Annotated in this window: 20 protein-coding genes; 11 read left to right on the plus strand and 9 right to left on the minus strand. The window is 63.9% G+C overall.

From position 1 onward, the window contains the following. Nucleotides 1-83: 83 nt before the first annotated feature. Nucleotides 84-311: a sulfurtransferase TusA family protein gene (locus tag VOM14_RS07470; RefSeq protein ID WP_041746333.1), complete on the plus strand. Its 228-nt coding sequence runs from the start codon at nt 84-86 to the stop codon at nt 309-311. Between the two features lie 114 nt (nt 312-425). Here VOM14_RS07470 and galU read toward each other — a convergent pair whose 3' ends face one another. Both galU and VOM14_RS07480 read right to left on the minus strand, forming a co-directional pair. Then, on the minus strand, nt 426-1,307 hold the full coding sequence (gene galU / locus VOM14_RS07475; protein ID WP_327628070.1) for a UTP--glucose-1-phosphate uridylyltransferase GalU: 882 nt from the start codon (nt 1,305-1,307) through the stop codon (nt 426-428). 70 nt (nt 1,308-1,377) lie between these two features. Then, nucleotides 1,378-4,275, minus strand: a complete 2,898-nt coding sequence (locus VOM14_RS07480) for a valine--tRNA ligase (protein ID WP_327628071.1) — start codon at nt 4,273-4,275, stop codon at nt 1,378-1,380. A gap of 602 nt (nt 4,276-4,877) precedes the next feature. Between VOM14_RS07480 and VOM14_RS07485 the strand changes: the two genes are divergently transcribed. The 7 genes from VOM14_RS07485 to VOM14_RS07515 all read left to right on the plus strand — a co-directional run bounded on the left by VOM14_RS07485 (nt 4,878) and on the right by VOM14_RS07515 (nt 10,910). Then, nucleotides 4,878-5,306 carry a type VI secretion system baseplate subunit TssF gene (locus VOM14_RS07485; protein ID WP_327628072.1) on the plus strand — a complete coding sequence of 143 codons (429 nt, stop codon included), beginning with the start codon at nt 4,878-4,880 and terminating at the stop codon, nt 5,304-5,306. A 23-nt stretch (nt 5,307-5,329) separates the two neighbouring features. Continuing rightward, entirely contained in the window at nt 5,330-5,593 is a 264-nt protein-coding gene (locus VOM14_RS07490) for a hypothetical protein (RefSeq protein ID WP_327628073.1), read from the plus strand. 92 nt (nt 5,594-5,685) lie between these two features. Further along, nucleotides 5,686-5,808 (plus strand): hypothetical protein, encoded by a 123-nt coding sequence (locus VOM14_RS07495; protein ID WP_327628074.1) that lies wholly within the window; start codon nt 5,686-5,688, stop codon nt 5,806-5,808. A gap of 104 nt (nt 5,809-5,912) precedes the next feature. Next, entirely contained in the window at nt 5,913-6,263 is a 351-nt protein-coding gene (locus VOM14_RS07500) for a hypothetical protein (protein ID WP_327628075.1), read from the plus strand. Between the two features lie 19 nt (nt 6,264-6,282). Further along, nucleotides 6,283-7,236 carry a type I restriction endonuclease gene (locus VOM14_RS07505; protein WP_327628076.1) on the plus strand — a complete coding sequence of 318 codons (954 nt, stop codon included), beginning with the start codon at nt 6,283-6,285 and terminating at the stop codon, nt 7,234-7,236. A gap of 495 nt (nt 7,237-7,731) precedes the next feature. Then, nucleotides 7,732-10,083: a UvrD-helicase domain-containing protein gene (locus VOM14_RS07510; protein WP_327628077.1), complete on the plus strand. Its 2,352-nt coding sequence runs from the start codon at nt 7,732-7,734 to the stop codon at nt 10,081-10,083. Between the two features lie 23 nt (nt 10,084-10,106). Then, entirely contained in the window at nt 10,107-10,910 is an 804-nt protein-coding gene (locus VOM14_RS07515) for a 5'-methylthioadenosine/adenosylhomocysteine nucleosidase (RefSeq protein ID WP_327628127.1), read from the plus strand. A gap of 37 nt (nt 10,911-10,947) precedes the next feature. Here the strand turns inward: VOM14_RS07515 and VOM14_RS07520 are convergent, their stop codons facing one another. Together VOM14_RS07520 and VOM14_RS07525 are read right to left on the minus strand one after the other, a co-directional pair. Beyond that, the gene (locus tag VOM14_RS07520; protein ID WP_327628078.1) at nt 10,948-12,852 is read right to left on the minus strand and encodes a propionate--CoA ligase; all 1,905 of its coding nucleotides are present in this window, start codon (nt 12,850-12,852) and stop codon (nt 10,948-10,950) included. A 258-nt stretch (nt 12,853-13,110) separates the two neighbouring features. Next, entirely contained in the window at nt 13,111-14,385 is a 1,275-nt protein-coding gene (locus VOM14_RS07525) for an MFS transporter (RefSeq protein WP_327628079.1), read from the minus strand. Between the two features lie 496 nt (nt 14,386-14,881). Here VOM14_RS07525 and VOM14_RS07530 point away from each other — a divergent pair, with 496 nt between their 5' ends. Continuing rightward, the gene (locus VOM14_RS07530) at nt 14,882-16,594 is read left to right on the plus strand and encodes a methyl-accepting chemotaxis protein (RefSeq protein WP_327628080.1); all 1,713 of its coding nucleotides are present in this window, start codon (nt 14,882-14,884) and stop codon (nt 16,592-16,594) included. A gap of 34 nt (nt 16,595-16,628) precedes the next feature. Here the strand turns inward: VOM14_RS07530 and VOM14_RS07535 are convergent, their stop codons facing one another. The 4 genes from VOM14_RS07535 to VOM14_RS07550 are packed head-to-tail and all read right to left on the minus strand — an operon-like array spanning nt 16,629 to nt 21,463. Beyond that, nucleotides 16,629-17,489, minus strand: a complete 861-nt coding sequence (locus tag VOM14_RS07535; RefSeq protein ID WP_327628081.1) for an HlyD family secretion protein — start codon at nt 17,487-17,489, stop codon at nt 16,629-16,631. Nucleotides 17,490-17,503: 14 nt separating this feature from the next. Further along, entirely contained in the window at nt 17,504-17,704 is a 201-nt protein-coding gene (locus tag VOM14_RS07540) for a DUF1656 domain-containing protein (RefSeq protein ID WP_327628082.1), read from the minus strand. Continuing rightward, nucleotides 17,694-19,904 (minus strand): FUSC family protein, encoded by a 2,211-nt coding sequence (locus tag VOM14_RS07545; RefSeq protein WP_327628083.1) that lies wholly within the window; start codon nt 19,902-19,904, stop codon nt 17,694-17,696. Before VOM14_RS07545 ends, VOM14_RS07540 begins: the two co-directional genes overlap by 11 nt. Nucleotides 19,905-19,915: 11 nt before the next feature. Further along, nucleotides 19,916-21,463 (minus strand): efflux transporter outer membrane subunit, encoded by a 1,548-nt coding sequence (locus tag VOM14_RS07550; protein ID WP_327628084.1) that lies wholly within the window; start codon nt 21,461-21,463, stop codon nt 19,916-19,918. Between the two features lie 207 nt (nt 21,464-21,670). Between VOM14_RS07550 and VOM14_RS07555 the strand changes: the two genes are divergently transcribed. After that, nucleotides 21,671-22,609: a LysR family transcriptional regulator gene (locus VOM14_RS07555; protein WP_327628085.1), complete on the plus strand. Its 939-nt coding sequence runs from the start codon at nt 21,671-21,673 to the stop codon at nt 22,607-22,609. Between the two features lie 189 nt (nt 22,610-22,798). Next, nucleotides 22,799-22,957: a hypothetical protein gene (locus VOM14_RS07560; protein WP_327628086.1), complete on the plus strand. Its 159-nt coding sequence runs from the start codon at nt 22,799-22,801 to the stop codon at nt 22,955-22,957. Between the two features lie 61 nt (nt 22,958-23,018). On the opposite strand, the gene VOM14_RS07565 is transcribed toward VOM14_RS07560, so the two are convergent. Beyond that, on the minus strand, nt 23,019-23,825 hold the full coding sequence (locus tag VOM14_RS07565) for a metallophosphoesterase (RefSeq protein ID WP_327628087.1): 807 nt from the start codon (nt 23,823-23,825) through the stop codon (nt 23,019-23,021). Between the last annotated feature and the right edge of the window lie 59 nt (nt 23,826-23,884).

The raw sequence follows: 23,884 nt of genomic DNA on the forward strand, positions 1-23,884 counted from the left end.
GCGCAGCGGAGGCTGCGGTAGAATTTGTCCCTCTGTCCGGCGTCGCGAACGGCGCCTCGTCCCGAAGGTCATCGTCGATGCAAATTCAGATTCACAAGGAAGTCGATGCGCGCGGGCTGATGTGCCCGCTGCCCATCTTGCGCGCCAAGAAGGCGCTCGCCGATATGGAAAGCGGCCAGATTCTCAAAGTGCTCGCCACCGACCCCGGCTCGCAGCGCGATTTCGCCGCGTTCGCGAAGCAAACCGGCAATGAGATTGTCGAGAGTTCGGCGCAAGACAAGGTCTTCACGTTTCTCATGAAGCGTCGCTGACGCTAAAGCGCTCAGACGCTCGCCCGAAAAAAAGGCGCTGTGCCCGCGAACGGGGCACAGCGCCTTTTTGATTTCCGCGCGACGCTTTCCGCTGAAAGCGTCGCGCGTAGCGGTTTAGCCTTCCAGCACCGGCGAACGCGTGCGCAGATATTCTTCGAAATCCGCCGCCACTTCCGGATGACGCAGAGCGAATTCGACGGTGGCCTTCAGATAACCCAGCTTGCTGCCGCAGTCGAAGCGCGTGCCGTGATACTTGTACGCGAGAACCTGTTCGTCGGCGAGCAGCGACTGGATCGCGTCCGTGAGCTGCAATTCGCCGCCGGCGCCCGGCTTCAACGAACGGATGTGGTCAAAAATGCGCGGCTTGAGCACATAGCGCCCGACCACGCCGAGATTCGACGGCGCAACGCTCGGCTCCGGCTTTTCGATGATGCCCGACAGCTTGATGATCGAGTCTTCCCACTCCTTGCCGTCGACAATACCGTACGACTTGGTATCCTGCGGCGGGATTTCTTCCACGCCGATCACCGAGCTGTGATAGTGGTCGAACACTTCGATCATTTGCGTCATGACGGGCGGCGTGCCGTACAGCAAGTCGTCCGCGAGAATCACGGCGAACGGGTTTTCGCCCACCAGTTTTTCCGCGCACAGCACCGCGTGGCCGAGGCCGAGCGCTTCCGGCTGACGCACGTAGAAACAGTCGACGTGACTCGGCTTGATGCTGCGCACGAGTTCGAGCAGCTTGTCCTTGCCGCGCGCTTCGAGTTCAGCCTCGATTTCGTACGACTTGTCGAAATGGTCTTCGATGGCGCGCTTGCTGCGGCCCGTGACGAAGATCATTTCCGTGATGCCGGCCGCCATGGCTTCTTCCACCGCGTATTGAATCAGCGGCTTGTCGACGATCGGCAGCATCTCTTTCGGGCTTGCCTTCGTGGCAGGGAGGAACCGGGTGCCAAGACCTGCTACCGGAAATACCGCTTTTGTAACTTTTAGCATGTGATTACCCTGAGTCCTCTGGTTAAGCTATCAGTGCATGCCCGCCACGCAGACGGGCATTGAAGGTCGATCAGGCCGGCAAGCGCGCCAGTTGCGCTTTCAGCTTGCCGACCGTCGCTTCGAAATCCGCCAGTCTCTTCTGCTCCTGCTCGACAACCGCGGGCGGCGCCTTGGCGACGAAACTTTCGTTCTGCAGCTTGGCATTGCACTTGCTCACTTCGGTGGTCAGCCGAGCAATTTCCTTCGACAGACGCTCGCGCTCCTGCGCCACGTCGATTTCCACTTTCAGCACAAGCTTGTCGCTTCCTACGATAGCAATCGGTGCGCCATCTGCCTGCGCGTCGAGCGCCGCTTCGTCGGCGATGATCTGCACTTCGGAGAGACGGGCCAATGCCTGTGCATACGGAGCAAACGTGCGCAGACGCTCCGCGTTGCCGGTCGCGAGCAACGGCACCTTCACCGCCGGCGACAGATTCATTTCGCCGCGCAGATTCCGGCACGCGTCGATCACTGCTTTCAGGTCCGCCGCCCATTGCTCCGCGTCTTCGTCGATCTTCGACAGCTCGGCAACGGGGTAAGGCTGCACCATGATGGACGCGCCGCCCTCGGCCTTCCCTTCGGGATAACGTCCGGCGAGCGGCGCCACTTTCTGCCACAGCGCTTCGGTAATGAACGGAATCACCGGATGAGCGAGGCGCAGTACCGTCTCGAGCACGCGCAGCAGCGTGCGGCGCGTGGCCCGCTGCTGGTTCGGCTGACCCGTCTGGATCTGCACCTTCGCGAGTTCGAGATACCAGTCACAGTATTCGTCCCACACGAACTTGTATAGGGCGTTGGCAACATTGTCAAAGCGATAGTCGGAAAAGCCCTTGGCGATTTCCGCCTCGACGCGTTGCAGGCGCGACACGATCCAGCGATCCGCCGTCGAGAAATGCAGATGACCCTCGGGCCCGCATTCGCCGCACTGTGCCGGCTTGCCGAAGCCGCAATCGTGGCCTTCGCAATTCATCAACACGAAACGCGTGGCGTTCCACAGCTTGTTGCAGAAGTTGCGATAGCCCTCGCAGCGCGCGAGGTCGAAGTTGACGTTGCGCCCGAGCGTGGCCATCGACGCCATCGTGAAGCGCAGTGCGTCCGTGCCGAAGGCCGGAATGCCGTCCGGGAATTCCTTGCGGGTTTTCTTTTCGATCGAGGCGGCCTGCTTCGGATTCATGAGGCCGGTGGTGCGCTTGGCGACCAGCGCGTCGAGGCCGATGCCGTCGACGATGTCGATCGGGTCGAGCGTATTGCCCTTGCTCTTCGACATTTTCTGGCCTTCGGCGTCGCGCACGAGACCGTGCACGTAGACCGTGTCGAACGGCACCTTGCCAGTGAAGTGCGTGGTCATCATGACCATGCGCGCGACCCAGAAGAAGATGATGTCGAAGCCCGTGACCAGCACCGACGACGGCAGGAAGTGCTTCAGTTCCTGCGTGTCGTTCGGCCAGCCGAGCGACGAGAACGGCACGAGCGCGGACGAGAACCAGGTGTCGAGCACGTCTTCATCGCGCTTCAGGGCACCGCTGTAGCCGGCTGCAACGGCCTTCGCGCGGGCGTCTTCTTCCGTGTTCGCCACGAAGATTTCGCCGTTTTCGCCGTACCACGCCGGAATCTGATGACCCCACCAGAGCTGACGCGAGATGCACCAGTCCTGAATGTTTTCGAGCCACTGGTTGTACGTGGTGGTCCAGTTCTCCGGGACGAATCTGATTTCGCCGTTGCGGACCACGTTCAGCGCGGTTTCGGCGATCGACTTGCCCGGCTGGAACGTGCCCTCGGGCGCGGGCTTGCTCATGGCGACGAACCACTGGTCGGTCAGCATCGGCTCGATCACGACGCCCGTGCGGTCGCCGCGCGGCACCATCAGCGTGTGCGGCTTGACCGATTCCAGCGCGCCGAGCGCTTCGAGGTCGGCGACCACCTGCTTGCGCGCCGCGAAGCGGTCGAGGCCGCGGTATTTTTCCGGCGCGTTGCCGTTGATCTTCGCGTCGAGCGTGAGGATTTCGATTTGCGGCAGCTTGTGGCGCAGGCCGACCTGATAGTCGTTGAAATCGTGCGCCGGCGTGACCTTCACGACGCCGGTGCCGAATTCGCGGTCGACGTAGTCGTCGGCGATGACCGGTACTTCGCGGTTGGACAGCGGCAGCGTGACCGTCTTGCCGATCAGATGCGCGTAGCGCTCGTCTTCCGGATGGACCATCACGGCGGTGTCGCCGAGCATGGTTTCGGGACGCGTGGTGGCGACGGTCAGATGACCCGAGCCGTCGGTGAGCGGGTACTGGATGTGCCACAGGTGGCCGTTTTCTTCCTCGCTGACCACTTCGAGGTCGGACACGGCGGTGAGCAGGACCGGGTCCCAGTTGACGAGGCGCTTGCCGCGATAGATCAGGCCCTGTTCATAGAGGCGCACGAACACGTCGCGCACGACGGCCGACATCTTGTCGTCCATCGTGAAATATTCGCGCGACCAGTCGATGGACGCGCCGAGGCGCCGCACCTGGTTCGTGATGGTGGAACCGGATTCCTGCTTCCATTCCCACACGCGTTCGAGGAATTTTTCGCGGCCGAGGTCGTGCCGCGAGATGCCTTGCGCGTCCAGTTTGCGCTCGACGACGATTTGCGTGGCGATACCCGCGTGGTCCGTGCCCGGCACCCACAGCGTGTTTTCGCCGAGCATGCGGTGATAGCGCGCGAGGCCGTCCATGATGGTCTGGTTGAACGCATGGCCCATGTGGAGGGTGCCCGTGACGTTCGGCGGCGGCAGCTGGATTGAGAAGTCTTTCCCGTTCCCGTTGAAGGAGGGCGCTGCGTAGGCGCGCCTTTCCCATTCCGGGCCCCAATGGGCTTCGATGGCGTGGGGCTCGAAGCTTTTGGCAAGCGTGGTGTCGCTCGGGGTCTCGCGTTGGATGTCGCTCGGGGTCTCGCTCATGTGTCGATTCGGCTGGTAAATGCGGGGAATGTTCGATTATAGCGGCGCGGCAGGTTCGTCCCTGGCTTTGGTGTTTCTCTGCTGCCCGAGGCTCGAAGGCTAGCGCCTGGCGACGCTGGCCTGAGATGAGGTGCCGACGCCGCGCGACGTGTACGACCACACGCTGACTGGCTTCGGGCCGCGCTTGCGGCCTAGCGGCCTAGCGGCTCCGTGCGTTCGTGTACCGCTGGAGTGCAACTGAGGGTCAGCAGAAGACGAGCACCGCAAGTTGCCCGGGGATACCCGTCGAGGAAGCACTGGCGGCCGCAAAGGCATTTATGGGCGTGCCAATCACCGCTTGCTCCGGGGGCAGATTGGAAGAGGTCGATTCCCACCGCGCCAATCAACTGTGCCGCAGTCAGACAAATCCAATTTTCCGAATTTCGTTGTGCACGCGCAAATCGTGACGTTTCTTGACGATCGCGAAGGCTGGATCGTGGAACCATCGCGCGGTTGTATTCCGCAGACAAAATGGTCTCTCGCACCGGGCTGGAGTCCGGTCACGCGGATGTGGCCCCGCATCGACAGGATTCAGGACCGGACTGCCAGACGAAACGAATGCCATGACGAAGCCGCATCAACCGCTCGCAGACCCCGAACTGCTCGATTACTACACCGGTGAACTGCTCTATGCAGGCAGCCGTGCGCAGGAATTCGCCGCAGGGCATCTGAAGATCGCGGCGCGGCTTGGCATGCAGGCGGGCGGGATCGACGACCCCTCGGTCGAGCGGCTGGTCCAGGCCTCCGCGTTTGTGAACGCCCGCGCGCAGATGCGCATCGACCGTGCGCCGGATCCGTTCAGGCTGCGCCTGCTCGAGAGCGTGCATCTCAACTACGTCACGCCGTTGCCGTCGATGGCGCTCGTGCAGTTCTACCCCGGCGAAGGTGCCGGACAGGGTGGCGAGGCACAGACGCTGCCGCGTGGCACGCCCCTTTTAAGGCCAAGGGGAGGTATCCCAAGTGGATCTTCTATGGCGCTGGGTCATATCTGAAAGTTACCTTTATGGAAAGCAACATGGGCGGATTCGTCGGAAAGAGCACGTATCTGCTGACCGTCGATGTGAAGAGCGAATACGCCTTTTATGGTCTAGGGTATTTCCCGGGTAATGCAGAGAAAATCCACAACTGGAAGGCACTGCTGCCTGCGGAACTGGAGAAGTACCACGCCATGAGGCTCAAGACGGAAGCGGCACTGAGGGCACAAGGCTACGCCATCGACACGACTTACCAGGACCCGCCCATCAAGGCGCTGGAGCCGTCCAGTGCATCCGGAAATTGAGGGGGAGTCATGCTGATGGAACATGCGGACATGAATGGCAAGAAGCAGATCTTGGCGGGCGACACGACGAGCCACGGAGGTGCCAGGAGCGGATGGGCTGGATTAACGATGCTGCAACGAAGTATCGCCGACTGATGCAAGGCGGCTACCGGCAAACGATGCTCGACTACCTCTCAAACATCCGCAACTGGGGCGATATGCCGGACAACTCATGAGGACAATCCTTGCTGCAGTGCTTGCTATCGGGGAATTGTTGTTTGCCATCCTAATGGTTTCACATTACTCGAGTCCCCCTCCATCCTTTTCTAACGGTCACGAGATGTCCCAATTACCTACGCTTATCCGGCTCGGCAACCCACAAAGCTCTGACCTCAATGGTCCCGGCTCATCCGTCGACAATCATCCCACAGGCGCGAAGTTTTACCAGCGTGACTGGCAGAGGGGCGACCTTGGCACGGTGCAGTTCGTGAATGGAAATCACAGTTTCGTGATCGATAACGTTCTGTCGATGATCGGCTTCGCGGCCGAAAACGTACCGGAGGGGATCTACGAGTGGAACATCAATTTTGGCGTGAGTCCCGAGCAGGCTGATACGCACGAAGCGGCGCGTGATCGGGTCATGAAGTTGCTCGCACAGTTTCGCTCCCTTGGATGGAAGCGATACATATAACGTCTTTGATCCTCTTGAGGTGACGCCCGAACTGATCGCTGATGTGGGCACGAAGAAAGGCGAGAAGGTGGACTACGCGATCCTGAAGGACGGCAAGCCAATCATGCTGTTCGAGTGCAAAAAATCTGGCGGCGATCTGAACATCAATCATGCGAGCCAGCTTTTCCGGTATTTCCACGTAACGGAGGCACGCTTTGGGGTACTGACGAATGGTCTCGTCTACCGGTTCTTTACTGACCTCGAACAGCCGAACAAGATGGACGAGAAGCCGTTCTTCGAGTTCAACATCGCTGACTTCCGCGATCAGGACGTGGATGAGCTGAAGAAATTCGCCAAGGCTGCGTTCGATCTCGAAAACATCCTCACCACGGCAAACCACCTCAAATACACGCGGGCCATCAAGAATACCTTGAACTCATGGATGGCTGAGCCTCCCGAGGAATTCGTTCGGCTTGTGTCTGCGGAGTTCCTGGCAGGGAAACAGTTCAGGACCACGGTCAAGGATCAGTTCACGCAGATTACGAAACACGCTTTTCAGCAACTGGTGAGCGACAAGATCAATGATCGTCTGAAGGGTGCAATGACGCCGGAACCGGCGTTGCTTCCATCGGTTCGGCAGGCCGAGAGCGAAACGGCATCTGGGGATGCCTCGGAGCCGACCGGTATCGAGGTCGAGGCATACCAGATTATCCGGGCAATCCTGCGGCCTGTCGTATCGCCGGGGATGGTGGCGATACGCGGCGCGGCGAGCTATTGCGCAATTCTCTTCGATGACAACAATCGCAAACCCATCTGCAGATTGCGGTTCAAAAACGAAAGCAGGCTTGTCATTGGCGTGTTCGACGACAAGAAGGAAGAGGATCGTGTGCATCTGGAGAATCTGGATGCCATTTTTGAGCTTGCCGATAGATTGAAAGCCTGCGCGAGTGCGTATATGAAACCTGCCCGAGAGGTCGAGAACGCTGTCGCATAGTCGTCTTCGCGGCATGAAGCGGACCGCGGCATGAAATCGGCAACCGATCCATTTAAGGCGCGTATCGACGAAGTTCAGCGGCTTCTCGGGCGACCTCCTGGCGGGCACCCCGGTAAGTTAGCCGGACTGGTGCGTGTCATCGCTCTTCGGCTTGGCTGGCAACGGCAACTCGGGCATTGAATCGGGGTCGTCGGTTTCCTGGACGCCTGGAAAAAGGCCGCGCACGTGCGATGCAGGAGGATGCAGGAGGGCTTTCGCGTTTGCGTCGCGGGATGCCCGTATCCAAAACGGACATCTGGTGCCCGAACTGGATGTCGAAGAAGAAGGGGAAACGCGAACGCTGTGATGTGGAAGGCCGAAAAGGGACCAATAGAAAGAGCTGCTGCAAGCAAAGAAAATCGCGGCCGCCAGCAGCATGACCACGCCGAGGGCGCAAAAAATCCCTTCCCCCTCGCGGGCATATAATGACGGACACCCCGCCGTCCCTCCGACAACATGCCCGACCTGCTAGCCAATCTCAACCCCGAACAACACGCCGCCGTCACGCTCCCCAACGAGCCCGCTCTCATTCTCGCCGGCGCGGGCAGCGGCAAAACCCGCGTGCTCATCACCCGCATCGCGTGGCTCATCCAGCACGGCTTCGCGTCGCCCGCCACCATTCTCGCCGTGACCTTCACCAACAAGGCCGCCCGCGAAATGATGTCGCGTCTCTCGGCGCTCCTGCCCATCGACACGCGCGGCATGTGGATCGGCACCTTCCACGGCCTGTGCAACCGCATGCTGCGCGCGCATCACCGCGACGCCGGCCTGCCCGCCACCTTCCAGATTCTCGATACCGCAGACCAGCTTTCCGCGATCAAGCGTCTGATGAAAGGCCTCAATATCGACGACGAAAAGTACCCGGCGAAAAACCTCCAGTACTTCATCAACAACGCGAAGGAACAGGGGCTGCGCCCGAAAGATGTCGACGCCACCGACAACTTCAACCGCAAGTTCGTCGAGCTTTACGAAGCCTACGACCAGCAATGCCAGCGCGAGGGCGTCGTCGATTTTCCGGAACTGCTGCTGCGCTGCTATGAACTGCTCGCGCACAATCCGCCGCTGCGCGCGCATTATCAGGCGCGCTTCAGGCACGTTCTCGTCGACGAGTTTCAGGACACCAACAAGCTGCAATACGCGTGGCTGAAGCTGCTCGCGGGCCAGACGAATTCGATCTTCGCGGTCGGCGACGACGACCAGTCCATCTACGCGTTCCGCGGCGCGAACGTCGGCAACATGCGCGACTTCGAACACGAGTTCAACGTTCGCCACCTGATCAAGCTCGAACAGAATTACCGCTCGCACGGCCATATTCTCGACGCGGCCAATCAGCTGATCGCCAATAACTCGCGGCGTCTCGGCAAGAATCTGCGCACCGACGCCGGCCACGGCGAACCGGTGCGCGTGTACGAATCCGCGACCGACACGCAGGAAGCCGGCTGGATCGTCGAGGAAATCAAGGCGCTAATCAGCACGGGCACGTCGCGCAGCGAGATCGCGGTGCTCTACCGCAGCAACGCGCAGTCGCGCACGATCGAGCACACGCTCGTGAATGCGGGCATCGCGTATCGCGTGTATGGCGGCTTGCGCTTTTTCGAGCGCCAGGAAGTGAAGCACGCGCTCGCGTATCTGCGCCTGATCGACAATCCGAACGACGACACCGCGTTCGCGCGCGTCGTCAACTTTCCCACGCGCGGCATCGGCGCGCGCTCGATCGAGCAACTCGCGGACGCAGCGCGTCTTTACAACTGCTCCATGGCTGCGGCGATTCCGTATGTCGCGGGCAAGGCGGGTTCGAGCCTCTCTGCCTTCGCGAATCTGATCGGCAAGATGCGCGCCGAAACGCAGCAGATGAGCCTGCCGGAAACGGTCGAATACGTGGTGCGCACGAGCGGTCTCGCCGACTTCTATCAGAACGAGCGCGAAGGCCAGGACCGGCTGGAGAACTTGCAGGAGCTGGTCAACGCGGCCGCCGCGTTCGTCAGCGAAGAGGGCTACGGCATGGACACGCCGGCGCGCTCCATTCCGCTGCGTCCCGGCGCGACCGCGGCGCCCGAACTGGTGGTCGCCACCGACGATCCGAACACGGTCGTGCTCGACGCGCCCGGCATCGCCGACCCGGCGCAAAACCCCGACACGATGACGCCGCTCGCTGGTTTCCTGTCGCACGCATCGCTCGAAGCGGGCGACAACCAGGCGCAAGCCGGACAGGAAGCCGTGCAGCTCATGACGGTGCACGCGGCGAAGGGCCTCGAATTCACGGCGGTGTTCATCACGGGTCTCGAAGAGGGTCTGTTCCCGCACGAGAACAGCGCGATGGAATCGGACGGTCTCGAAGAAGAGCGCCGTTTGATGTACGTGGCGATCACGCGGGCGAAGGAGCGCTTGTATCTGTCGTTCGCGCAGAGCCGGATGCTGCACGGCCAGACGCGCTACAACATCCGCTCGCGTTTCTTCGACGAATTGCCGCAGGAAACGCTCAAGTGGCTGACGCCGAAAGTCGAGGCGGGCGCGCGCTGGGGCGGCCGCTCGGATAACGCGGGCTACGGGCGCGACTGGTTCGCGCGGCCCGGCTATACGGGGCCGGCTTCGTCGACGCCCGCGCAGTTGCCCGCTTTCGCCAACGAGCAGCGCGCGGCTCAGACGGGTTTCCGCGTCGGCCAGCAGGTGTTCCACACCAAGTTCGGCGAGGGCACGATCACCGCGCTCGAAGGCGGCGGCACGGACGCGAAGGCGCAAGTCAAGTTCAAGCGTCACGGCGAAAAGTGGCTGGCGCTCGCCGTGGCCAAATTGCAGGCGGTCGAATGAGCGGCGTCGAACAAGGCAACGCCATGGCGAACGCTGGCAACGCGCGGAGCGGTCTGCAAGGAAGCGGCGCGCGCCCGCTCGGCATTCTCGCGGCCCTGCCGCAAGAACTCGGCGATCTGATCGAGGCGATGCGCGCCGAATCCGGCGTGCGCACCGTCACGCACGGCCGGCGCGACTATCACCTCGGCACCGTGCACGGCGCGCCGTGCGTCGTGACGCTCGCGCGCGTCGGCAAGGTCGCGGCGGCGGCGACCGTCAGCGCGCTGATTCATGCCTTCGATGTCGAGGGCGTCGTGTTCACCGGCGTCGCGGGCGGCGTGGGCGCCGAGGTGCGGGTCGGCGACATCGTCGTGGCGAACGCGCTGTTGCAGCACGATATCGACGCATCGCCGCTCTTTCCGCGCTTCGAAGTGCCGTTGCTCGGCATGTCGCGCTTCGCGGCCGACGCCGCGTTGGCCGCGCAACTCGCCGCGGCCTGCGAGCGTTTTATCGCGGACGAGGGCGCGGCGTCGGCGGCGCGTTTCGGCACGCACGAGCCACGCGTGCATCGCGGCTTGATCATCAGCGGCGATCAGTTCGTGGCGAGCGCGGCGGGCGTGCAGGCGTTGCGCGACGCGTTGCCTGACGCGCTGGCTGTCGAGATGGAAGGCGCGGCGATCGCCCAGGTCTGTCACGAGTACGGCGTGCCGTGCGCGGTCGTGCGCACCATCTCCGACACCGCCGACGACCACGCGCCGGCTTCGTTCGTGTCGTTTCTCACGGACATCGCGGGCGCTTATTCGAACGCGATTCTCAGGCGGTTCCTGGAAGCGCGCAGCGCGGCTTAAAGCAAGGCGCGCAACGGCCGCGGCCGACTCGCCGCGCCTAGCCGTTGTTCGGGCCGCTCAGCCCTTCGCGTATCTGCTGCAAGGCCGCCGGATCTTCGATGGTCGGCAGCTCGCCCGGCTCGCGGCCTTCCGCGAGCGCGGCGATCGCCCGGCGCAGCAGCTTGCCTGAGCGCGTCTTCGGCAGCATCGACACAATCACCACGCGGGCCGGCCGCGCAATCGCGCCCAACTGGCGATCCACCGTCGCCGTGAGTTCGGCTTCGAGCTTCGCACGCGCCTTGGCGTCGGCGTGGGCCTGCGCGTCGCGCAACACCACGAACGCCATCGCCGCCTGGCCCTTCAGCGCGTCGGTCACGCCGACCACCGCGACTTCCGCCACGGCCGCGTGGCTCGACAGCGCTTCCTCGATCTCGCGCGTGCCGAGCCGGTGGCCGGCCACGTTGATCACGTCGTCGGTGCGGCCGAGGATCGTCACGTAGCCGTCTTCGTCCTGAATGCCCCAGTCGAAGGTCGAATAGGCCTGCTGATTCGGAATGCTCGACCAGTACGTGCTCACGAAGCGCGCGTCGTCGCCCCACACCGTCGACATGCAGCCCGGCGGCAGCGGAAAATTCAGCGTGATCACGCCTTTTTCGCCGCTCGCGCAAGGCTCGCCCGTCAGCTCGTTGCGCAAGCTCAGACTGAAACCGGCCGACGGCACGCCGGGCGAGCCGAGCCTGGTCGGCAACGCTTCGACGCCGCGCGGAATCGCCAGCATCGGCCAGCCGGTTTCGGTTTGCCAGTAGTTGTCGATCACCGGCTTGCCGAGCGCGCCGGCGATCCAGGAAGCGGTCGGCTCGTCGAGCGGCTCGCCGGCCAGAAACAGCGTGCGCAGGCTCGACAGATCAGCGCTTTTCAACAGCGCCGGGTCTTGCTTCTTCAACACGCGCAGCGCAGTCGGCGCGGTGAACATCAGATTGATCTTGTGCTGCTCGACGAGGCGCCACCAGATGCCGCCGTCGGGGCGAACCGGCGTGCCTTCGTACATCACCGTGGTTAGCCCGGCGAGGAGCGGCGCGTAGACGATATAGCTATGACCGACCACCCAGCCGACATCCGACGCGGTGAACATCGTGTCGCCGGCCTTGCCCTGGAAGATGTAATCCATCGACGCCGCCAGCGCCACCGCATAGCCGCCCACGTCGCGCTGCACGCCTTTGGGCTTGCCGGTCGTGCCGGAGGTGTACAGCACGTATGACGGCTCGTTCGATTCGAGCCATTCGCAGGGCACGTGCGCGTCGAAGAACTGCTCGCGCAGCGGTTCGTAGGCGACCAGATAGTTTGCGTTGAGGCGTTCGGGCGCGAGTTGCCGGTCGATCAGCAGCACGTGCGGGGTCTTGTGGGCCGCGCGCGACAGGGCTTCGTCGACGAGCGGCGTGTAGTCGATCACCTTGCCGCCGCGCGCGCCGGCGTCAGCGGTCACGATCAGCACCGGTTTCGCGTCGTCAATGCGCGCGGCGAGATTCGGCGCGGCGAATCCGCCGAACACCACCGAGTGAATCGCGCCCAGCCGCGCGCAGGCGAGCATCGCGAAAAGCGCTTCGGGGATCATCGGCAGATAGATGAGCACCACGTCGCCGCGTTTCACGCCGAGCGAGCGCATGACCGCGGCCATCCGGTTGATTTCCGCGTACAGCTCGGCGTACGTGTAGCGCCGCTCGATGCCGGTTTCCGTGGACACATACACGAGCGCATTCTGCTGCGGGCGCTCCACGAGATGCCGGTCCACCGCGTTATGGCACAGGTTCGTGCGGCCGCCGACGAACCAGCGCGCAAACGGCGGATTCGAGCGGTCGAGCACCGTTTCGAACGGCGTGTCCCAATGGATGCGCCGCGCTTCGTCGCGCCAGAAGGCCTCGGGATTCTCGATCGAACGGCGGTGGAAATCGCGGTAGCGGGTCATCGGCGGCGATCCTCGGGCTTGGCGGGTGAGCGAATCAATGAGGGAGAGCGTCGCGCCGCGCGGCTCTATGGGGCGCCGCCGCAGTGGGCGTCTCCCGCAGAAGCATAGATTACGCGCGGCTGCCCGGACAACGCGGGTTCACCATGAGCGGTGTGGGCGCGGACATAACAAACCCCGCACATACCCGCCGGACCACCCCGCAAAAACAAAAAAGGCGCCGCAGCGCCTTTTTTCCCGATGTCGCCCGAAGACAAGCCGTCAAGCCTTCGCGCGTTTGCCCTCGACGTCCGGAAGCAACACCGTCAGCACGCCGAGCAACGGCAGGAACGAGCACACCTTGTAGACGTACGCGATGCTCGTGGCATCCGCCAGTTCGCCGAGCACCGCAGCGCCGATGCCGCCCATGCCGAACGCGAAGCCGAAGAAAAGCCCCGCGACCATGCCGACCTTGCCCGGAATCAACTCCTGCGCGTAGACGAGGATCGCGGAGAACGCCGAAGCCAGCACCACGCCGATGATCACCGTCAGCACCCCCGTCCAGAACAGGTTCGCGTAGGGCAGGAGCAGCGTGAAAGGCGCGACGCCGAGAATCGACACCCAGATCACATACTTGCGGCCGATCCGGTCGCCGACCGGGCCGCCGATCACCGTGCCCGCCGCCACCGCCGCGAGGAACACGAACAGATGAACCTGCGCCGCCTGCACCGGCAAATGGAAACGGTCGATCAGATAGAACGTGAAATAGCTGTTGATGCTCGCGAGGTAGAAGTACTTCGAAAACACGAGCAGGATCAGCACGCCCATCGCGAACATCACCTGGTTGCGCGACAGCGTCGCGTGCGCCACGTGGCCGCGCGCTTTCTTCACCGACGGGTGCTGCTTGTACCAGCGGCCAATCTGCGTGAGCACCACGATCGCGACGAGCGCCGCCACCGAGAACCACGCGATGCTGCGTTGTCCGTGCGGAATCACGATCAGCGCGGCGAGCAGCGGCCCAAGCGACGAACCCGCGTTGCCGCCGACCTGGAACAGCGACTGCGCGAGGCCGTGGCGGCCGCCCGACGCCATGCGCGCGACCCGCGACGACTCCGGGTGAAACACCGACGACCCGCAGCCGACCAGCGCCGCCGCCACCAGCAGCACGCTGAAATTTGGCGCCATCGACATCAGCACGAGGCCCGTGAGCGTGAAGCCCATGCCGACGGGCAGCGAGTAAGGCTTCGGATGCTTGTCGGTATAGATGCCGACCAGCGGTTGCAGCAGCGACGCGGTGATCTGATAAGTCAGCGTGATCAGGCCGATCTGTCCGAACGACAACGAGAAGTTGTCCTTGAGCATCGGATAAATGGCCAGAATCAACGACTGGATCATGTCGTTGAGCAGGTGCGAAAAGCTGATCGCGCCGAGCACGGAATACACCGTGCGCTGCACCTTCGCGGCTGGCTGGGCGGCGGCGTTCGCGCTCGTGGCGGTGGTGGTGTGGGGTCCGGCTGGCGCGCTGGCAAGTGCGCGTTTATCGAGGCTGGTGTCCATACGCTGTGAGAAAAGAGAAGGGAAGGGGCAATTCCGGGCCGTTTGCATGGGTGCGATCGCGGATTTCGTCACTGCGGCATTTGGACGCGCGTCGCGGGTGCTTTGGCAATTTGTCTAAGTGTAATGTGGCTTGACCGAAATGTAAGGACAAGTTTTGTCGCGAATCAGACACGGAAACAGCGAACAACCGGTCCGGGGCGCACCGTTGCGGTGCTGTGACCAGGGCGCCTGCCATGAAAATCGCGACGGCCGCAAGCGTCCCGATAAATAAAATTCGCGGATTTTTGGCCATGTATAAATCGGCCCCAGATGCGCCCTCACAAGGCGGCGCGTCCGAGGACCGGGCAGCACGGCAGCGCGGCGAAGCGCTGGCGGAGGATCGGGGTTTCTCCCATTCCGCTAAAGATCGCGCACGCAAATGCCGTAGACCTGGAAAGAAAAAGAAGCAATGCCGGAACAGACCTTTGCGGCAGTTCTAAATGTGGGGACGGGGAATATGAAAGCAGTTTCGCTGAATGGCCGCACGGGCGCGGGGTTCGTCGCGGATGGAGAGGTGGCCGGCACCTTGCCGTCGCAGGGAAAAGACGGAAAGGGCGGCCAGGGTAAAAAGGCTGGCGGCTCGCGGGCCACGAGGCTCAATGGGCTGACGGTCAAGACGATGTTGCGCCTCGCGTTCGCCGTGCTGCTGATCGGCACGCTCGCCATCGGCGTGTTTTCTCTCGCGCAGATCAGCCGCCTGAATGCGTCCGCGCAATCCATTTTCGATCAGGGCCACGTGGCGAGCCGCGCTGCCGAGGAAGCGCGCGGCCACATGCTGCGGGCGAGCCGCGCGCAAAAAATGCTGCTGACGGCGACCACCGCGAAAGAGCGCGACGATCTCGGCGCCGACATCGACAAAGGCCTGAGCGGGCTTTCCACCGAACTCGGCACGCTGCAACAGTACGTCGATACGTCCGACGCGAAGGCCGTCGAGCATCAGAAGACATTCGCGGCCGCGGTCACGACGTGGAGCGCGCATCTGCGTGACTTCGTGACGCTCGTGAAAGCGCAGCCGCTCGATCTTTCGCAAATGAACTGGCAGGTCGGCACGCAGGACGTGTCGCTGCTCGTCGAAACCGGCAAGCTCGAAAAGCTCGTCGATCAACTCGTCGACGAACGCGGCACGGCCGCCAAGGCCACGATCGAGGCATCCGGCTTTATTTACCACTCGTCGTTCGTGATGCTCGCGGTGGCGACGGTCGGGCTGATCATGCTGGCCGCCTTCATCAGCGAATGGGTGGTGCGGCGCCTCGCGCGCCAGCTCGGCGGCGAGCCGGCGTACGCGAAGGAAATCGCCAGCCGGATCGCGTCGGGCGATCTGTCGAATCGGATCGCGCTGGGCCGCAAGGATTCGTCGAGCGTGCTGTACGCGCTCTCCGACATGCAAAGCGGTCTCGCGACCACTGTCTCCGACATCGCGTCGAGCGCGGATGCGATTGCGATGGCTTCCGGCGAAATTTCGATGGGCAACCTCGATCTGTCGCAGCGCACCGAGCAGCAGGCGATGGCGCTCGAACGCACCGCGAGCAGCATGGAGCAGTTGACCTCGACGGTTCGCCAGAACGCCGATAACGCGAAGCAGGCGAGCACGCTGGCGAACAACGCGTCGGAGATCGCCGAGAAGGGCGGCGACGTGGTGAGCCGCGTGGTCGCGACGATGAACGAGATCAACGACAGCGCGCGCAGCATCGGCGACATCATCGGCGTGATCGAGGGAATCGCGTTCCAGACCAATATTCTCGCGCTGAACGCGGCGGTCGAGGCCGCGCGCGCCGGCGAGGAAGGCCGCGGTTTTTCCGTGGTCGCCGCCGAGGTGCGCAACCTCGCGCAGCGCAGCGCCGCCGCCGCGAAGGAAATCAAGGGATTGATCAGCACGTCGGTGGAGCGCGTGAGCAACGGTTCGACGCTCGCGCAGGACGCCGGTCAGACCATGGACGAAGTCGTCAAGGCCGTGAAGCGCGTGACCGACATCATGGGCGAAATTTCGGCGGCTTCTTCGGAACAGAGCGCCGGCATCGAGGAGATCAATCTGGCGGTCGCGCAGATGGATTCGGGCACGCAGCAGAACGCGGCGCTCGTCGAGCAGGCAACCGCCGCCGCGCGCTCACTCGACGATCAGGCGCATGGCCTGAAGCAGTTGGTGCATAAGTTCAGGATCAGCACGGCTTGAACTTCAGGCGCGCGCGGCGAACCGCGCGCGCCGCTCAGCTTTGCTTCACGACCACCGTGCAGGTGATGCCCGCCGCCAGCACCACGCCGTCGGGCACCGAATCGATCCTCACACGCACCGGCACGCGCTGCGCGAGCCGGACCCAGTTGAAGGTCGGGTTCACATCGGCGAGCAACTCGCGGCTTTGCGGATTGTCGCGATCGTAGATGCCGCGCGAGATGCTCTCCACGTGGCCTTCCAGCGTGCCGCCGCTCATCAGACGCACTTCGGCCTTGTCGCCGATATGCACGTGCGGCAGCTTGGTTTCCTCGAAATAGCCGTACACCCAGAACGAGTGACTGTCGACAATGGCGAGCTTCGCCGCGCCGGCCGTCGCGTAGTCGCCGCGAAACACGTTCAGGTTCGTGACGTAGCCGTCCACCGGCGACACGACCCGCGTGCGCGCGAGATTCAGCTTCGCGGCATCGAGCGCGGCGAGCGCCTGCTGATACGACGCCTCGGCGGCCGACGCCGTATGCGTCGCATTCTCGCGGCTCTCTTTCGACACGACGAGCGAATCCATATCCGCGCGCCGCTGCGCGTCGTCGCGCTTCATCTGCAACTCGGCCTTGCGCGCGGCCACGGCGGCCTGCGCCTGCTCGACGGCGATCTCGTAGTGCGACGGATCGATCTGCATCAGCAGATCGCCTTTTTTCACCAACTGATTGTCTTTCACCGGCAGTTCGACGACGGCGCCCGAGACGTCCGGCGCGACATTGACGATCTCGGCGCGCACGCGGCCGTCGCGGGTCCATGGTTCGTCCATGTAGTGAACCCACAGCACGCGCCCCAGCACGATCGCGACGATAAAAATAATGGCTGTCGCGACGAAGCCAACAAGATTTCGGATGGTCATGTTTCGACTCTGATTCAACGATAAACGGCGAGACCCAGCACGCCGCACACACACACGAGCAGGCTGGCCCGAAACAGCGACGGATGCCACACCACGCGATAGACGCCCGTATGGGCGATCACGCGATCGAGCAGCCACGTGATCGCGGCGCCCGCGATGAACAGCAGCACGATAGCGGGCACGTAGGCGTCGAAAACGGCAATGTCACGCGGCATGACGAACTCCTTCTGACGCGCCGGCTCGTGCGCTCATCAACGGTTCGAGCGGAGATTGCGGATCGAGCAGCGCGGTACGAATGAAATGCAATTGACTCAGGATGCGTTGCAACCGGTGGCGCTCCTCGCGCGGCGGCGCGAAGGCGGCGAGCAGCAACTGAACGGCGGCGATGGCGTCGGCGGTCGCGGCGAGCGCGCGGTCGAGGCGCTCCTCGCGCGGCCGCTCGAACAGCGCGATCAGCGCGTCGCGCATCGCGCGCAGCGACACGCGCCACGGCATCGTGTCCGCGTAACGCGCGTCGGCGGGCAGCGTCGCCACTTCGCGGCGCAGATCGATTACCGCGTTGCCCACTTCGAGCACCGAGAAAAGCCAGCGCAAGGTGTCGCGTCTGAGCGCAGGTTCGTCCTTGGCGAGCGCGTTGATCTGGAACATGAGATCGCGCGCGCCGCTCTCGAAGCGCGAGCGCACACGGCTCATGCGCGCGCGGCTCGCCAGCACGACCTGGCGGCGCAGGTCCACGAGCAGCCGGTCGCGCAGCCACGGGGTGGACGGCGGCAGCAGCACGGCGAACGCGATCGACGAGACGAGCATCGACAGCACGAGCGCCAGCGCGTCGTTGATAAAGGCGCTCGGGTCGTAATGAATCACGTTGTCCGGCCCGGCGAGGAAGCAGAAAAAGATGCAGTAGCCGACGCCGTAGCCGGCGAGCGCGGGCCGCGTCGTCATGAACACGCCGAGCAGCAGGAACGGCGCGAGCGCCGCGCACAGCAGCGGAAATCCGTCGATGTGCGGAAACACGCCGTACACCGCGAGCATGCCCATCACGGCGGCCGCGAGCGTGCCGCCGGCCATCTGGAACGCAGTGCGTTTCGGGTCCGGCGACGACGACGCCAGCGCGCACACCGCCGCCGCGTTCAACGTCAGCGTCGAGCCGCTCGGCCACGCGGTGGCGATCCAGAACGCGCCGAGCACGCTCATCACGAGCGCCGCGCGCAAGCCGGCGACGCCCGCCGCGATCGCATTCGTCTTCGGTTCGTAGCGTTCGATCCAGCGCTCGCGCTCGTGCGTGTCGACGGCGAGCGACGCGTAAGTGGCCGCGTAAGCATGCAGATCGTCGATGAAGCGGTACAGCAGCTCGGCGCCCGTGTCGAAGTCGAGCAGCGGCGCGTCGGGATGCACTTCGAGCGCGGCGCGCGTCGCGCGCACGCGGCGGGGCAATTCGGCTTTGTAGGCGTCGAGTTGCGCGGCGGCGTGGGCGGCGTCGGCGGCGCTCAACACCGGCTCGCCGGATTTCGCGAGCAAGGGCGCGATTTCCTTGAAGTACGGTTCGAGCGCGTCGACGGCGATCCTCGCGCTGTGCGTGCCGGCGTTGCGCAGACGGTTCATCAACTGATGCAGCGCGTGAAAGCGCGTCGATGCCGTCATGAACTCGCTGTTCAGCCGCGCAAGACGGCCGCCGCGCATGCGCGAATCGGGGCCTTCGAACACGGCGACGCTGCGCGCCGCCTCGAAACCGACGATGTCCGCGACGAAGCGCGCATTGGTCGCCTCGATCTGCGCGCGGTCGTTGCGACCGGCGAGCGACGCCGACACGTAATCGACGAATGCGGAAAAGCGCGCGCGCACGGTGCCGCGCATCTGCAAGCCTGCGAATTGCGGGAACACGAGGCCGCTCACCGCGCCCGCGCAGACGATTCCGAGCACCACTTCGGCGACGCGCGTGAGCGCGCTCAGAAACGCGCCGTCGGGATGTTGCGAAGCCGGAATGCCGATCAGCGCGGCCGTGTAGCCGGCGAGCACGAAGCCATACGAGCGGAAGTTGCGGTTGCGCGCGGCGCCCGCGGTGCAGATGCCGACCCAGATCGCCGTCGTGACGATGAACAGTTCCGGCTGCTGCGCGAAAAGCCCGATCAGCGCCAGCATCACGACGAGGCCGACGAGCGTGCCGCAAATCCGGTAGAAACTTTTCGCGAACACCATGCCGCTTTGCGGCTGCATCACGATGAAGACGGTGGTCATCGCGGTGCGCGGCTGCGGCAGGTCGAGCTTCATCGCGATGCCGAGCGCGAGGAAGCAGGCGGCGAGCGCCTTGAACAGATAGATCCACGTGAGGCCGTCGGTGCGCGCCCAGTCGGCGGCGGCCGCGTACCGGGCGGCGAATGACGCGGGGCGCGCAGCGGAAGATGAGGAGGCTGACATGGTCGGCTTGCTCATTCGGCTGCAATTGGGCGGACGGCGCTGGCCGGTTCCGCTGACGCGGCGGCGTTCTTGCCCTGGCCATGGCCCGGCAGCGTCTCGTTCGCCGGCGGCCCGTTGGCCGGCTCGTCGAGTCCGCCGCCCAAAGCAGTCATCAGCGACGCATGCGCGCCGAGCCGTTCCGCCTGGATTTTCGCGACGCCTTCCTGCGCGTGCAGCAACTGGTTCTGCGCAGTCAGAACGTTCAGATAGTCCGTCAGACCGCGCCGATATCCCTCGCGCGAAAGATCGTAATTCTTGCGAGCGGCGGCGACCGATCGGTCGGCGTCCTGCGCCTGGGTCGCGAGCGAGCGGATTCGAATCACCTGATCCGAAATGTCCTTCAGCGCGCCGACGATCGACTGGTTGTAGCGTTCCACCGCCTCGTCGTATCCGGCCGACGCCGCGCCGAGCTGCGAGCGCAGCCGGCCGCCGTCGAAGATCGGCAGCGACAGCGCAGGACCGGCGCTCCAGCTATGCGACGGATTTTTCAGGAACTGGAAAAGCGGCCCCATGGCCGCGTAGCCGCCGATCGACGCCAGCAGGTCGATGTCCGGATAGAACCCGGCCTTCGCGACGTCGATGCCGCGCGCTTCGGCCGCCACCGTCCAGCGCGCCGCGACCACATCCGGCCGATGGCCGAGCAGTTCCACGGGCAACGCGCTCGGCAGGCCGGCGGGCGCGCCGAGCGACAGCACTGGGCGCTGGATCGAGTCGCCCGCGCCGGGGCCTTTGCCGGCGAGCGCCGCCAACTGGTTGCGGCCGAGCGCGATCTTTTCCTCGATCGCGTCGATCTGCCGCTCGTATTCGGGCAGCGGCGTTTCGGCCTGGCTCACTTCGAGCTGCGTGCCAATGCCGCCTTTCAGCCGCCGATGGGCCAGGTCGGCGATTTGCTGCTGTTGCTGCAAGGTGGCGCGGGCGATGTCGAGCAGCGCGTAATTGAGCGACATCTCGACGTACGTGCGCACCACGTTGGCTTGCAGTTCGAGCTGGGCGGCGCGGGCATCGGCGGCGCTCGCGTGCGCGGCGTCGAGTGCGCGCTCGGCGGCGTTTTTGTCCTTGCCCCATAAATCGAGGTGATACGACAGCGCGAGCGTGCCCGTGTTGTTCCACGACTGCTCGCCCGCGAGCGGGCCGGGACCGTAGTAGAGGTTATCCGCCCATTGCTGGCGCTGGATCGACAGATGGCCGCTCACTTGCGGCGACAGCGCGGCGCGCGCCACGCCCGCCATTGACATGGCTTCGCGCACGCGCGCCTGCGCGGCCGCGAGCGACGGGTTGTTCGCCTGAGCGGCTTCGATCCACGCGTCGAGCTGGGGATCGCGATAGACGCGCCACCAGTCGGCGGCGGGCCACTGCGCGTCGGCATTGGCGGCGCGAATCGCGTTGCCGGCGTCGAGCGCCGCCGGGTCGGTGCCGCGGGCTTGCGGTGCGATGCCTCCGGTACTTGCACAGCCGGCAATTGTTAATAGGATCGTAAGAAACGCGACTGCGGCGATCCTTTTTGGTACCGGAGACTGCACGATTTCCTCCAAAATTGGCTATAGAACCTAGGTCGCAATTATATTTTTTGATTGATTGGGGAATAACCGGTAAAGGTGCAAGGCATTTTTACGCGCAGTGAGATAATCGCCTTTGCGAACCGTGTAACAATCGCACTCGATTAATCGCAACGGTGTTGCATGAAACCGCAGTAAGCGCTAAAGCGCGGGATCGGCAGGGGAAAAGAGATGGATACGCTTCAAAACATGCGCGTTTTTGTCCGCGTCGTCGAAGCGGGCAGCTTCACGGGTGCCGCGCAGCACCTGAACACGACGACCGCGTACGCGTCGCGCGCGGTCTCGGACCTCGAAGCGCATTTGCGCACGCGCCTGTTGAATCGCACCACGCGCCGCATCGCGCTGACCGAGGCAGGCGAGCGCTATTTGCAGCGCTGCGAGCAAATCCTCGCGTATGTCGATCAGGCCGAAGCCGAGGCGAGCGACGCGCACGCGCGTCCGTCGGGCAAACTGAAAGTGCACGCCATGACGAGTTTCGGCCAGCACTATGTGGTGCCTGCCGTGGGCCGTTATCAGGAGCGCTATCCCGAAGTGCATATCGAACTGACGCTCGCGCAGCGCATGCCCGATCTGCTCGACGAAGGTTTCGACGTGTCGCTCACGCTCGCCACCGGCTTGCCGGATTCGGGGCTGGTGTCGCAGCGTCTGACCAGCGCGTTCAGCATTGCGTGCGCGTCGCCGGCTTATCTGGAAAAGCGCGGCGTGCCGCAAACGCCCGCCGACCTCGCGAACCACACCTGTCTGCAAATGGTCACGCCGGTGTTTCCGCCCGACAAATGGACTTTCGACGGCCCGAACGGCGAGGAAACCATCACGCTCGGCGCCGCCACGTTCCAGGTGAATGTCGCCGAAGCGATGGCCGTCGCGGTGAGCAGCGGCATGGGCGTCGGGCTGCTGCCTATCTATTCGGCGATTAGCGGTTTGCGTAGTGGCGAGCTGGTGTGGCTGCTGCCGGGGTATACCTCGCAGGAAATGAATCTGTATGCGTTGTATCCGTCGCGCCAGTATCTGGATGCCAAGATCCGCACGTGGATCGAACATCTGCGCGACGAGCTTCCGGCGACGCTCGCGGTGGATCAGCAGGAGTTGCGGCAGTTCGCGCGGACTTGAGCCGGTGTGAAGGCGGTCCTGCGGAAGGCCGGTTTGGTAGCGGCCTGTTACATCGACGCCGCGCCGCAACATTTCCTTACTTCCGCGCCGGAATCGTTTTGCTACCGTGTCGGTAATGCGCTGCCGGCTGAAGCCGCCGCGCTCCTCTGGCCGGTTCGGCAATCGCAATCATTGAAAGACGAGGGTTTCATGGATACGCATCTGATGATCGGCGTGGCCGTCATGTTTGGACTGATCGGCATTGCCGCATCGCGCGATCTGCTGCAGCGTCTGCGCGACCAGCAGCCGCAACTCGCGCCGATCGAAATCGAGCGGCCTGACGCCGGCAACGAGCGGCGCGGCCGGTAGTCTTCTGCTGGGCGGGTTCTGGCGGCGGGGCTTTTCTGGCGGCCGGCTTTAGCGGTCAGCCTTAAATCTCGACAACCTTGTCCCACGCAAACTGCGGATTTTCCCACTGCCTGCTGCGCCGGTCGAAGTAGCCGCGCGGATTGCACACCACCCGCGTGCCGTTCACCGTGTAATCGAAGGGCGTATGCGTGTGCCCATGAATCCACAGCGTGACGGGCGCGCGCACCAGTTCCGGCAAGTGATTGACGAAGCCGGCGGAGACGCGGTCCTGCGCGTAGCGCTCGGCCAGACTCAGCCGGTGCGGCGCGTGATGCGTCACCACGATCGTCTTGCCCGCAAAGGGTTTGGCCAGCTCGCCTTCGAGCCATGTTCGTGCTTGCCGATGCAGCGCGCGCGAATCGGCGGGCGTAAAGTCGCGCGCGCCGTCTTGCGGGTCGTGCGGCCAGTTCATCTGAATGAGCCCGCGGAAGTCGAGCATGACCCGCCGCGCCGCCTCCATTGATTCTTCCAGCGCGGCGCTGTCGGCGCCGAACAACGCGAAGTCCGTCCACAACGTCGTGCCGAGCACGCGCCAGCCGCCTTGCGGATCGACAAGCGCGGCATTGTTCAGCACATGCACGTTGTCGACCTGCGCGGCCGCGTCATGCAGCGCGCTTTCGAGCGCACTGAACTCACCGTCGTAATACTCGTGATTGCCGGGCACATAGACCACCGGCACCGCGCCGTCGAAAGTCTGCGCGGCCCAGCGCGGTCCCGCCGCGTGATTGTGGATGTCCCCGGCGAGCACGATCAGGTCCGCTTGCGCATGCGGAATGACTTCTGGCTCGTCGTTTTCCAGATGCAGATCGGACAGCACACGAATTTTCACGAACACGGCTCCTGCGAGTGGCCGGCATCGGCGGGCGGATGGCATGCTCCAGCTTGAGC

Source organism: Paraburkholderia sp. MPAMCS5 (genome assembly GCF_036016995.1).
Lineage (GTDB): Bacteria > Pseudomonadota > Gammaproteobacteria > Burkholderiales > Burkholderiaceae > Paraburkholderia.